Raw genomic sequence first — 12,341 nt, forward strand, 5'->3', positions numbered from 1 at the left:
GTCACGCGCCCTCGGCGTCCTCCCGGTGCGAACCGCCCGGGCCCCGGTCTCCGGGCGGCCCGGGCGGTTCGGCCGTCCCGGGCTCCTCCGGCGGCACCACCCGCTTCTCCTCCGCGAAGTGGCACGCCGAGTCGTGGGCCGCGGGTCCGGAGACGCCCCGGAACTCGGCGGGGACGGCCAGCGCCGGCACCTCCAGCGCGCACCGCTCCCGCGCCTTCCAGCAGCGGGTGCGGAAGCGGCAGCCGGAGGGAATGTTGGTCGGGGACGGCACGTCGCCGGTCAGGATGATCCGCTCCCGGTGCTCCCGGGCCTCCGGGTCGGGCACCGGGACGGCGGACAGCAGCGCCTGGGTGTACGGGTGGGTCGGATGGTCGTAGATCTCCGCGTCCCGGCCCGTCTCCACGATGCGGCCCAGGTACATCACGCCGACCCGGTCCGAGATGTGCCGGACGATCGACAGGTCGTGGGCGATGAAGATGTAGGAGAGGTCGAACTCGTCCTGGAGGCGGCCCATCAGGTTGATCACCTGGGCCTGCACGGACACGTCGAGGGCCGAGACCGGCTCGTCGGCGACGATGATCTCGGGGCGCAGCGCCAGACCCCGGGCGATGCCGATGCGCTGGCGCTGGCCGCCGGAGAACTGGTGGGGGTAGCGGTTGATGTACTCCGGGTTCAGGCCGACCACGTCCAGCAGGTCCTGGACCCGCTTCCGCCGGTCGCCCTTGGGGGCCACCTCGGGGTGGATGTCGTAGGCCTCGCCGATGATGTCGCCGACCGTCATGCGGGGGTTGAGGGAGGTGTAGGGGTCCTGGAAGACCATCTGGATGTTCCGGCGTACGGACTTCAGGGCCCTGCCCGACAGGCGGGTGATGTCCTCGCCCTTGTAGCGGATCTCGCCGGCCGTCGGCTTCTCCAGGTTGACCAGCATCTTGGCGACCGTGGACTTGCCGCAGCCGGACTCGCCGACGATGCCGAGGGTCTCGCCGCGGGCCAGTTCGAAGTCCACGCCGTCGACGGCCTTGACCGCGCCGACCTGCTTCTTGAAGAGGATGCCGGAGGTCAGCGGATAGTGCTTGACCAGGCCGCGGACTTCGAGGATCGGCTCGGTGGTCTCAGCCATGCAGGCACTCCCTCCAGAAGTGGCAGGCGCTGCCCCGCTCGGCGTCGGACTCCGTCACGTCGTACAGGGGCGGTACGTCGGTGCGGCAGACGTCCTGGGCCATCGGGCAGCGGGGGTGGAAGGCGCAGCCGGGCGGGATGCGGGTGAGGTTGGGCGGCAGGCCCTTGATGGCGTAGAGCTCCTGGCCCTTCTGGTCGAGGCGCGGGATGGATTCCAGGAGGCCGCGGGTGTACGGGTGGGCGGGTGCCTTGTAGATGTCGTGGACCGGGGCCGTCTCCACGATGCGGCCCGCGTACATGACCGCGATCTTGTCCGCGACGTCGGCGACCACACCGAGGTCGTGGGTGATGAGGATGAGCCCCATGTGCAGCTCGCGCTGGAGCTCCGCGAGCAGGTCCATGACCTGGGCCTGGACGGTGACGTCGAGCGCGGTGGTCGGTTCGTCGGCGATGATCAGCTTGGGTTCCAGGGCCATCGCCATCGCGATCATGATGCGCTGGCGCATACCGCCGGAGAACTGGTGCGGGTACTGCTTCACCCGCTCCTTCGCGGCCGGGATGCGCACCCGGTCCATCAGCTCGACGGCCTTGGCGTGGGCGTCCTTGCGGGACATGCCGCGGTGCACGGTGAACATCTCGGCGAGCTGGGCGCCGACGGTCAGGACGGGGTTCAGCGAGGACAGCGCGTCCTGGAAGATCATCGCCATCTCGGCGCCGCGGACCTTCCGGCGTTCCTCCTCCTTCAGCTTCAGCAGGTCCCGGCCCTCGAAGAGGATCTCCCCCGCGGTGACCCTGCCCGGCGGGATGTCGAGGATGCCCATGATCGTCTGGGCGGTGACGGACTTGCCGGAGCCGGACTCGCCGAGCACCGCGAGGGTCTCGCCCGCGTCCACGCCGTAGCTGACGCCGTTGACGGCCTTGGCGACGCCGTCGCGGGTGTGGAACTCCACGTGCAGGTCGCGCACTTCGAGCAGCATGCGGCGGCTCACCTCAGCTTCGGGTCGAGGGCGTCGCGCACCGCGTCGCCGAGCATGATGAACGCGAGGACGGTGATGGCGAGGGCTCCGGAGGGCCAGAGCAGGGCGTGCGGGGCGTTGCGCACGTAGGGGGCGGCGGAGGAGATGTCGATGCCCCAGGAGACGCTGGGCGGCTTGAGGCCGACGCCGAGGAAGGACAGGGTCGCCTCCAGGGAGATGTAGGTGCCGAGCGCGATGGTCGCCACGACGATGACGGGGGCGATGGCGTTGGGCGCGATGTGGCGCAGCAGGAGGCGGGAGTTGGAGGCGCCCAGGGCGCGGGCCGCCTGGACGTAGTCGTTCTGCTTGGCGGTGATGACGGAGCCGCGGGCGATGCGGGAGATCTGCGGCCAGCCCAGCAGCACGATGAAGCCGATGACCGGCCAGACGGTGTTGCTGGTGATGACGGAGAGCAGGACCAGGCCGCCCAGGACGACCGGGATCGCGAAGAAGATGTCGGTGATGCGGGACAGGACCGCGTCCCCGGCGCCGCCGAAGAACCCGGCGAGGCCGCCGAGGACGCTGCCGAGGACGGCGACGCCGAGGGTGGCGAGGATGCCGACCGCCACCGAGGTGCGGGCGCCGTAGACGGTGCGGGTGTAGACGTCGCAGCCCTGGCCGTTGAAGCCGAACGGGTGACCGGGCTGGGAGCCCTCCTGGGCCTTGGCCAGGTCGCACTTGAGCGGGCTGCCGGAGGCGATGAGGGACGGCCAGAGGGAGATGACGATCAGGAAGAGGATCACCAGGGCCGAGATGATGAAGACGGGGTTGCGGCGCAGGTCGTGCCAGGCGTCGGACCACAGGCTGCGGGGCTTTTCCTTCGGGTCGGCGCCGTCCGGTCCGGGCGGCTGTTCCAGCGTGATCGCCTCGCTGGCGCCGAGGTCCATCGTGCCGCCCATGCCGGTGCCGGCGACGGCGCGTTCGGGCTCGTAGGGCTCCTGATCAGGCATAGCGGATCCTCGGGTCGAGTACGGCGTACAGGAGGTCGACGACGAGGTTGGCGACGAGGAAGACGAGGACCAGGACGGTGACGAAGCCGACCACGGTCTGGGTGTTCTGGCGCAGGATGCCCTGGTAGAGCTGGTAGCCGACGCCGTGGATGTTGAAGATCCGCTCGGTGACGATGGCGCCGCCCATCAGGGCGCCGATGTCGGTGCCGATGAAGGTGACGACGGGGATGAGGGAGTTGCGCAGCAGGTGCCGGGTGATGACCCGGTGGCGGGGCAGCCCCTTGGCGATGGCGGTGCGGACGTAGTCGGAGCGCCGGTTCTCCGCGATGGAGGTGCGGGTCAGCCGGGTGACGTAGGCCAGCGAGACCGAGGCGAGGACCAGGCCGGGGACGATCAGCTCGCCGAAGGCCGCCTCGGAGGAGACGGCCGGGTCGATCCAGCCCCACTTGACGCCGAGCAGCAGCTGGAGCAGCAGGCCGGTGACGAAGGTGGGGACGGAGATGACGACGAGGGTGAGGAGCAGCACCCCGGTGTCGACGGGCCGGCCGCGGCGCAGGCCGGTGACAACGCCGAGGACGATGCCGACGATGATCTCGAAGAGGATCGCGACGATGGTCAGCCGGATGGTGACCGGGAACGCCGTGCCCATCAGCTCGGTGACCGGCTGGCCGTTGAAGGCGGTGCCGAAGTCGCCGGTGAAGACGTTGCCCATGTAGGTCGCGTACTGCTGCCACACGGGCTGGTCGAGGCCGAACTCGTGCCGCAGCTGCGCGGCCGTCGCCGGGTCGCACTCCCGGTCGCCGCACAGCCCCGCGATGGGGTCGCCCATCACGTTGACCATCAGGAAGATCAGCAGCGTGGCCCCGATGAAGACCGGGATCATCTGGAGCAGCCGCCGGACGACGTAGCGTCCCATCGCGCCCGCCCCCTCAGCCGACCTTGATCTCGTTGTAGACCGGGACGCTGAACGGGTTGAGCTTGACGTCGGAGAGCCGGTCGGAGTAGCCGGCGCTGCCGTTCTGGTACCAGAGCGGGATGGCCCCCATCTCGTCCCTGAGGACTTCCTCGGCCTGCTGGAAGAGGCCCACGGCCTTGGCGGTGTCGGTCTCGGCGTTGGCCTTGTCGACCAGGTCGTCGAACTTCTGGTTGGACCACTTGCCGTCGTTGGAGGAGGCGTTGGTGTAGTAGAGCGGCTGGAGGAAGTTCTGGATGAGCGGGTAGTCCATCTGCCAGCCGGCGCGGAAGGGGCCGCTCATCTTCTGGTCGGTGATCTGGTTGCGGAAGTCGGCGAAGGTGCCGACCGGGTTGCCGGCACAGGCGCGGTCGTTGTCCAGGGCGTTGTTGATGGAGTTGCAGACCGCGTCGACCCACTGCTTGTGGGAGCCGGTGTCGGCGTTGTACGTGATCTTGACCTGGCCGCCGGGGAGTCCGCCGCCCTCCTTGACCAGCTTCTTGGCCTCTTCGGGGTTGTACTCGCAGGCGTCGCCGCACAGGCCCGGCTTGTAGCCGCCGTCCTTGCCGAGGACCGGCGAGGTCCAGTCGGTGGCCGGGGTGCGGGTCTGCTGGAAGATGGTGTCGGTGATCTGCTTGCGATCGATGGCCATGGACAGGCCCTTGCGGACCTTCTCGGAGCCGGGCTTGTTCCAGTCGTTGTCGTAGAACGGGAAGGCGAGGGTCTGGATGATGCCGGCGGGGGTGTTGATGTACCGGTCGCCGAGGTCGTTCTTGACGTTCTTGAGCTGGGAGGCGGGCACGTCGTCGACGAGGTCGAGGTTGCCCGCGATCAGGTCAGTGTAGGCGGTGTTGTTGTCGGTGTAGACCTTGAGGTCCACGCCGCCGTTCTGCGCCTTGTCCGGGCCGGGGTAGTCGTCCCACTTGCGCAGGGACATCTGCGAGCCGCGGGTGTAGTTGTCGACCTGGTACGGGCCGTTGCCGATCGGCTTCTTCAGCCAGGCGTCGTGGTCGTCGAAGAACGCCTTGGGCAGGGGTGCGAAGGCCGGGTAGCCGAGGGTGTCGGGGAACGTGGAGAACTTCTGGCTGAGCTTGACGGTGAAGGTGCGCGGGCCGGTCACCTTCAGCCCGGAGAGCGTGTCGGCGCTCTGCGAGCCGCTCTCGGGGTGCACCTTGTCGTAGCCGTCGATGTAGGCGAAGAAGTAGGCGTTGCGCTGGTTGTTCTTCAGGCTCGCGCCGTAGTTCCAGGCGTCCACGAAGGACTGGGCGGTGACTTTCTCGCCGTTGCTGAAGGTCCAGCCGTCCTTGACGGTGACGGTGAAGTTCTGCGAGTCGGAGGTCTCGATCTTCTCGGCGAGCATGTTCTGTGCCTCGCCGGTGTCGGGGTCGTACTTCTTCAGATTCCGGAAGATCATGTCGAGGACCTTGCCGCCCTGCACCTCGTTGGTGTTGGCCGGCTCCAGCGGGTTCTGGGGGTCGCCCCAGGAGGAGCTGAGCACCCCTCCGCCGTCCCCGCCGCTGCCGCCGTCCCCGCCCCCGCCGCCGCAGGCCGTCGCCGCGAGGACTACCGCCGCCGCGCAAGCGGCCCATTTGGCGTGCGTGGCTCCGCGCATGGAGTGCCTCCTCGTGCCCTGACTCGTCCGGCTCGTTCGCTGACTCGTCCGCTGATCCATTACCGGTCAGCATCAGGGCAAAAGGGGCACCTCGCACACGCATACCTCCCTTTGGAGGAACCCCACACCCGCGGTGCGGCGGCCGGGGCGCCGACGAGGGCCACCCCGCTCCCCCGCCGTAAAGGATCTTGAACGCACGACGCAACGGATCTTCACCATCCGATGCGAAACCGTTGGATTGCGAACCTTCGGTGTACGCATTCCGACCACCCCACGTCCGCATAACGAACGCCTTGCCCGAGTAGTCCAGTTCGCCCGATGTAAGGCACGGATCGATCACAAGGCGCTACACGCGTAACTACGGAACGACCAAGGGCGAGTAAAGAAGGTAAAGAGAAAGTCAACTCAAGCCAGATTTTATTGACCTTGAACGAATTGCGTTGAAAAAGTCCGGCGTAGCCCGTAGGGGGACGCCCTGCGGAGTCATCAGACCCTCCTCTGGGCCAGGAGCACCATGACCCCCCCAACTCCATCAGCGGCCGCCCCGCTCGAGGTGACCGACGAAACCGTCGACAAGTCACCCACGCCCGCCACCCCCAAGGGCAGCGAGAGCCGTTCGCCGGGCCGACTGGCCTGGAAGCGCTTCAAGCGCGACCGCACGGGCGTCATATCGGCGTGCATCGTGATCTTCTTCTTCGTGATCGCGCTCGCGGCGCCCCTCATCGCCAAGCTGTACGGCAAGGACCCGTACACCACGTACGCCAGCCAGCGACCCGAGCTGCTCGACGCCTTCTCCTACCCGGCCGGCCCCAACGGCGGTATGAGCTCGGAGTTCTGGTTCGGCATCGAGCCGCAGCTCGGCCGGGACGTGTTCACCTTCCTGCTCTACGGCATCCGGACCTCGCTGGGCCTCGCGCTGGCCGCCACGGTGGTCACGGCCATCCTCGGCGTCGTCATCGGCACCACGGCGGGCTACCTGGGCGGCAAGACGGACTACTTCGTCGGCCGGCTCATCGACATCCTGCTGTCGTTCCCGTCCACGCTGTTCTTCATCGCGTTCATGCCGGTCATCTACGGCCTGTTCGTCGCGCCGGACGAGAACATCCCGACCTCCCTGCGCGCCATCTCCCTGATCATCGTGCTGTCCGGCTTCGGCTGGGCCTCCCTCGCCCGACTGCTGCGCGGTCAGGTGCTCGGGCTGCGCGAGCGGGAGTTCGTGGAGGCCGCGAAGGTCACGGGCGCGTCTCCTTGGCGCATCGTCTTCAAGGAGCTGCTGCCGAACCTCTGGACTCCGATCATCATCCAGACCACGCTGATGCTGCCGATGTTCGTCACCGCCGAGGCGGGGCTGGCATTCCTCGGCGTCGGCATGATCGACCCGACGCCGGACTGGGGCGTCATGATCCAGCGAGGCGCCCAGTTCTACACCGAGGACCTCACCTTCATGCTCTTCCCGGGCCTTTCCATGGTGATCTTCGTCCTCGCCTTCAACCTGCTCGGCGACTCGGTGCGCGACGCGCTCGACCCGAAGACCAAGCGCTGATCCGTTCTGTCCCCGGTCCGTACACAGGAGTCCGGCCGGCCATCTCCGTCCCGTATGACCACCCTTGGTAGGTTCACCATGGCTTTCTCCCGCAGAAACTTCCTCATAGCGACCGGTGTCGTCGCGGCCTCCTCCTCGGTCCTGACCGCCTGTGGCGGCAGCGACAACAAGGGCGGCGGCGGCAAGAGCGACGGCCCGAAGGTCAGCGGCACCAAGACCGTCGAGATCCTCGTCGGCACGAAGGCCGACTCGACCGGTCCGGCGCCCGAGGTCAAGGGCGCGGTGAAGGGCGGGATCGTCCACTCGCTCGACCAGTTCGACATGGACCACATGGACCCGGCGCAGATCTACGTCTCCACCGAGGGCGCCATCACCGTGCCGATCATGCGCGGTCTGACCGGCTACAAGCTCGACGACAAGGGCGGCTGCACCCTGGTCGGCGACGTCGCCACCGACGCCGGCACGATGAAGGACGGCGGCAAGACCTGGTCGTTCACCATCAAGGACGGCGTGAAGTGGGAGGACGGCTCCGACCTCTCCATGGACGACGTCCGCCACACCTTCGAGCGCCTCTTCGCGGACTTCGTCACCGAGGGCCCGCGCTACGTGCAGCAGTTCCTCGTCGGCGGCGACAAGTACAAGGGCCCGTACGACGGCAAGCAGCTCGACTCCATCGAGATCGACGGCAAGACCATCACCTTCCGCCTCAACGAGGCTCGCGCCGACTTCAACTTCACGCTGGCCATGCGCGGCTACTCCCTCGTGCCCAAGGCGAAGGACAACAAGCAGAAGTACGACCAGCGCCCGTTCTCCTGCGGTCCCTACAAGATCAAGGAGCGCAGCGTCGGCAAGTCCCTGACGTACGTGCGCAACGAGCACTGGGACCCGAAGACGGACGCCATCCGCAACGCCTACCCGGACGAGTACCAGTTCCGGTTCGGCTACCAGCCGCTGGCCGCCACCGACCGCTTCATCGCCGACTCGGGCGAGGACCAGCAGGCCATGGCGATCTTCAACGAGGTCGCGCCGGAGCGCATCGCCAAGGTGCTCACCGACCCGAACCTGAAGAAGCGCGTCCTCACCGCGGTGGACACGGTCACCTACTACTGGCCGATCAACACCACCCGCATCAAGGACGTCAAGGTCCGTCAGGCCATCAACTGGGCCTGGCCGCACCAGCAGCTGCAGACGATCCGCGGCGGCGCCTCCACCAGCGAGCTGGCCACCACCATCCTCAGCCCGGTGACCCCCGGCCACGAGGAGTTCGACCTGTACGGGGTCGACAAGAAGCCCGGCGGCGACCCCGAGAAGGCCAAGGCGCTGCTGAAGGAGGCCGGCAAGGTCGGCCAGAAGCTGGTCATCGCGTACCAGACCTCGGACAACGCGCTGAAGCAGGCCGTCGCGATCAAGAACGCGCTGGAGGCGGCGGGCTTCAAGGTCGTCAACAAGCAGCTCGACAAGTCGACCTTCTACACGCAGATCGGCAAGATCGACAACGGCTACGACCTGTTCGCGGCCGGCTGGAGCCCGGACTGGCCGAACGGCTACTCGGTCTTCTACCCCTGCTGGAGCGGCGAGAACATCGGCAACGGCCGCAGCAACTACGCCCAGCTGGACGACCCGAGCGTGAACAAGGCGATCAACGCCGCGTCCAAGATCGCGGACGCGGAGGAGGCCAACAAGGCCTGGGGCGCCATCGACCGCCAGATCATGGAGCTCGCGGCCGTCGTGCCCGACTACCACTCGATCCGCAACTGGATGTACGGATCGAAGATCGGCAACGTCGTGTTCGACTACGGCAACACCTGCATCGCGCTCTGCAAGCTCTACGTCAAGAAGTAAGCGCGCAGACGCACAGGGGGGCGGCCACCACCCTTATGGCCGCCCCCCTGAGGCCCACCCCCCTCTCACCCCGGCGACGGCGCCCCGTCCGGAAAGTCACGCCCCATGTTCCGCTTCCTAGTCCGCCGAGTCTTCGGTGCGTTGGTCATCCTGCTGATCATCAGCGCCATCACCTTCTGGCTCTTCTACGCCGTACCGCGCGACCCCGCCATGATGTCCTGCGGCAAGAACTGCACGCCGGAGAACCTTGAGCAGATCCGGAAGAACCTGGGCATCGACGAGTCGATCGTCATGCAGTACTGGCACTGGCTTTCCGGTATCTTCGCGGGCCGCGACTACGCCGGTTACGGCAACTGCGAGGCGCCGTGCCTCGGCTACTCGTTCGCCAACAGTCAGCCCGTCTTCGGCACGATCATGGACCGGCTGCCCACGACCCTGTCGCTCGCCTTCGGCGCGGCCATCTTCTTCCTGATCATCGGCGTCGGCACCGGCATGCTCGCGGCCTCGAAGCAGGGCAAGTTCCTGGACAAGTTCGCCAGCTCCCTCTCGCTGCTCGGCTCCTCGCTGCAGATCTACTTCGTCGGCTACATCGCCATGTTCTTCCTGGTGGGTGAGCTCGGCATCCTCAGCCAGCCGTCGTACACGCCGCTGACCGACGACCCGGTCGCCTGGGTGTCCGGCCTGCTGCTGCCCTGGCTGACGTTGTCGATCATCTTCACCGCCAACTACACCCGTATGACGCGCTCCCAGATGGTGGAGCAGCTCAGCGAGGACTACGTGCGCACCGCGCGGGCCAAGGGCCTGTCGAAGCGCAACGTCTTCTTCCGCTTCGCCTGGCGCGGCGCGATGGGCCCCATCGTCACCATCTTCGGCGTCGACCTCGGTGTCCTGATCGGCGGCGCCATCATCACCGAGACGACCTTCAGCCTCCAGGGCATCGGCCGGCTCGCGATCGAGTCCGTGTTCAAGAGCGACCTGCCCATGCTGCTCGGCGTCACCGTGCTGGCGGCCGGCGCGATCGTGATGTTCAACATCATCGTCGACGCGGTCTACGCCCTCATCGACCCGCGGATCCGGCTCGCCTGACCTCCGCCGCCGTAGTCGCCACCTCCCACCGCCCCACCCGGCTACCCCCCGCATCACCTCCTGGAGCGTCCCCGTGACGAGCACCGAACAGCAGCCCTTCCTCTCCGTCAGGGACCTGAAGGTCCACTTCTCCACCGAGGACGGCATCGTCAAGGCCGTCGACGGGCTCTCCTTCGACCTCGCCAAGGGCAAGACGCTCGGCATCGTCGGCGAATCGGGCTCCGGCAAGTCGGTCACCAACCTGACGATCCTGGGCCTGCACGACCGGGACCACACCTCGATCGAGGGCGAGATCCTCCTCGACGACAAGGACCTGCTCACCGCCACCGAGCGGGAGCTGGAGCGGTTGCGCGGCAACAAGATGGCCATGATCTTCCAGGACGCGCTGGCCTCGCTGTCGCCGTACCACACCATCGGCAAGCAGATCGGCGAGACGTACCGCAAGCACACCGGCGCCTCCAAGAAGGAGGCCCGGGCGCGGGCCATCGAGATGCTGCGCCGGGTGGGCATCCCGCAGCCGGAGGTCCGGGTGGACGACTACCCGCACCAGTTCTCCGGCGGTATGCGCCAGCGCGCAATGATCGCCATGGCCCTGGTCTGCGACCCCGAGCTGCTCATCGCGGACGAGCCGACCACGGCCCTCGACGTGACGGTCCAGGCGCAGATCATGGACCTGCTCAAGGACCTCCAGCAGGAGTTCGGCACCGCCATCGTCTTCATCACCCACGACCTCGGCGTCATCGCCGACATCGCGGACGACGTCCTGGTGATGTACGGCGGCCGGTGCGTGGAGCGCGGGACGAAGGAGGAGGTGCTGCGCGACCCGCAGCACCCCTACACGCTGGGCCTGATGAGCTCCATGCCGAGCCTGGACGGACCGGTCGACGTGCCGCTGGAGCCGATCCCCGGCTCGCCGCCCTCGCTGCTCAACCCGCCCACCGGTTGCCGCTTCCACCCGCGGTGCGCCTTCGTCGAGAAGGTCGAGGGCGGGCTGTGCTCCTCGGAGCAGCCGGTGCTCGCCGTCCTGAACGGCCGCGGGTCCGCCTGCCACCTGCCCAAGGAGCAGCGCAAGGAGCTGTTCGCCGAATCCGCCGCAATCCGGCACAACTGACGTACAAGAGACAGGACTTCACCATCATGAGCAACGCGGAAACGCTCCTGGACGTCAGCGGCCTGACCAAGCACTTCCCGATCAAGGGCGGCTTCCCGATCTCCCGCACGGTCGGTGCGGTCCGGGCCGTGGACGGCCTGGACTTCACGGTGGGCGCGGGCGAGAGCCTGGGCCTGGTCGGCGAGTCGGGGTGCGGCAAGTCGACGACCGGCCGGCTGATCACGCGCCTGCTGGAGCCCACCGGGGGCAAGGTCCTCTACAAGGGCCAGGACATCACGCACGCGGGACGCAGGGCGCTCGCGCCGATCCGGTCCGAGATCCAGATGATCTTCCAGGACCCGTACGCGTCCCTCAACCCGCGCCAGACGGTCGGCAAGATCATCTCCGGCCCGATGGAGATCAACAACATCAACCCGGCCGGCGGCCGGGAGAACCGCGTGCGCGAGCTGCTGGAGATCGTGGGTCTCAACCCCGAGCACTTCAACCGCTTCCCGCACGAGTTCTCCGGCGGCCAGCGCCAGCGCATCGGCGTGGCCCGCGCCCTGGCCCTCAACCCGAAGCTGATCGTGGCCGACGAGCCGGTCTCCGCGCTCGACGTGTCCATCCAGGCGCAGGTCGTCAACCTGCTGCAGAAGGTGCAGCGGGAACTCGGCATCGCGTTCGTCTTCATCGCCCACGACCTGGCCGTCGTCCGGCACTTCTCGCAGCGCGTCGCGGTCATGTACCTGGGTAAGATCATGGAGATCGCCGACCGCGACGACCTGTACGACAACCCGCGTCACCCCTACACGCGCGCCCTGCTCTCCGCCGTGCCCGAGGCCACGGTGGAGGAGACGCCCCGCGAGCGCATCCGGCTCGTCGGCGACGTCCCCTCGCCGATCAACCCGCCGTCGGGCTGCCGCTTCCGCACCCGCTGCTGGAAGGCGACGGAGAAGTGCGCGTCGGAGGCTCCGCCGCTGGTCCAGGTGGAGGGCAACAAGGCCGGGCACCTGACCGCGTGTCACTACCCCGAGACGGATGACGTACCCTCGCCCCGTCTCACCAAGAGCCCCGGGGCGGCAGCCTGACAACACCCCTTTTCTGTCGGCACCGCCCCCGGAAGGGATCGTC

10 protein-coding genes are annotated in these 12,341 nt (G+C 67.7%); 5 read left to right on the forward strand and 5 right to left on the reverse strand.

Annotated features, from left to right (window positions below; all coding sequences use genetic code 11):
* Window position 1: 1 nt before the first annotated feature.
* Genes D1J63_RS12775 through D1J63_RS12795 form a run of 5 tightly spaced genes read right to left on the reverse strand, consistent with a single transcriptional unit; the run spans window position 2 to window position 5,649 of the window.
* Window positions 2-1,120, reverse strand: a complete 1,119-nt coding sequence (locus D1J63_RS12775) for a dipeptide ABC transporter ATP-binding protein (RefSeq protein WP_232249591.1) — start codon at window positions 1,118-1,120, stop codon at window positions 2-4.
* Window positions 1,113-2,096, reverse strand: coding sequence for an ABC transporter ATP-binding protein (locus D1J63_RS12780; RefSeq protein ID WP_125628974.1), 984 nt, complete (start codon window positions 2,094-2,096; stop codon window positions 1,113-1,115). Before D1J63_RS12780 ends, D1J63_RS12775 begins: the two co-directional genes overlap by 8 nt.
* A gap of 8 nt (window positions 2,097-2,104) precedes the next feature.
* Window positions 2,105-3,085, reverse strand: a complete 981-nt coding sequence (locus tag D1J63_RS12785) for an ABC transporter permease (protein WP_164712822.1) — start codon at window positions 3,083-3,085, stop codon at window positions 2,105-2,107.
* On the reverse strand, window positions 3,078-4,001 hold the full coding sequence (locus tag D1J63_RS12790) for an ABC transporter permease (RefSeq protein ID WP_061442707.1): 924 nt from the start codon (window positions 3,999-4,001) through the stop codon (window positions 3,078-3,080). Before D1J63_RS12790 ends, D1J63_RS12785 begins: the two co-directional genes overlap by 8 nt.
* Before the next feature lie 13 nt (window positions 4,002-4,014).
* Window positions 4,015-5,649 (reverse strand): ABC transporter substrate-binding protein, encoded by a 1,635-nt coding sequence (locus tag D1J63_RS12795; RefSeq protein WP_125628975.1) that lies wholly within the window; start codon window positions 5,647-5,649, stop codon window positions 4,015-4,017.
* A gap of 514 nt (window positions 5,650-6,163) precedes the next feature.
* Here D1J63_RS12795 and D1J63_RS12800 point away from each other — a divergent pair.
* The 5 genes from D1J63_RS12800 (at window position 6,164) to D1J63_RS12820 (ending at window position 12,298) form a co-directional block, all read left to right on the forward strand.
* Window positions 6,164-7,192 (forward strand): ABC transporter permease, encoded by a 1,029-nt coding sequence (locus D1J63_RS12800; RefSeq protein ID WP_232249590.1) that lies wholly within the window; start codon window positions 6,164-6,166, stop codon window positions 7,190-7,192.
* Between the two features lie 78 nt (window positions 7,193-7,270).
* On the forward strand, window positions 7,271-9,034 hold the full coding sequence (locus D1J63_RS12805) for an ABC transporter substrate-binding protein (protein WP_125628976.1): 1,764 nt from the start codon (window positions 7,271-7,273) through the stop codon (window positions 9,032-9,034).
* A 105-nt stretch (window positions 9,035-9,139) separates the two neighbouring features.
* Window positions 9,140-10,120, forward strand: coding sequence for an ABC transporter permease (locus tag D1J63_RS12810; RefSeq protein WP_125628977.1), 981 nt, complete (start codon window positions 9,140-9,142; stop codon window positions 10,118-10,120).
* Window positions 10,121-10,193: 73 nt separating this feature from the next.
* Window positions 10,194-11,231: an ABC transporter ATP-binding protein gene (locus D1J63_RS12815; RefSeq protein ID WP_102930863.1), complete on the forward strand. Its 1,038-nt coding sequence runs from the start codon at window positions 10,194-10,196 to the stop codon at window positions 11,229-11,231.
* Between the two features lie 26 nt (window positions 11,232-11,257).
* On the forward strand, window positions 11,258-12,298 hold the full coding sequence (locus D1J63_RS12820) for a dipeptide ABC transporter ATP-binding protein (RefSeq protein ID WP_125628978.1): 1,041 nt from the start codon (window positions 11,258-11,260) through the stop codon (window positions 12,296-12,298).
* Window positions 12,299-12,341 lie beyond the last annotated feature (43 nt).

The organism is Streptomyces sp. KPB2 (genome assembly GCF_003950055.1).
Classification (GTDB): Bacteria; Actinomycetota; Actinomycetes; order Streptomycetales; family Streptomycetaceae; genus Streptomyces; species Streptomyces salinarius.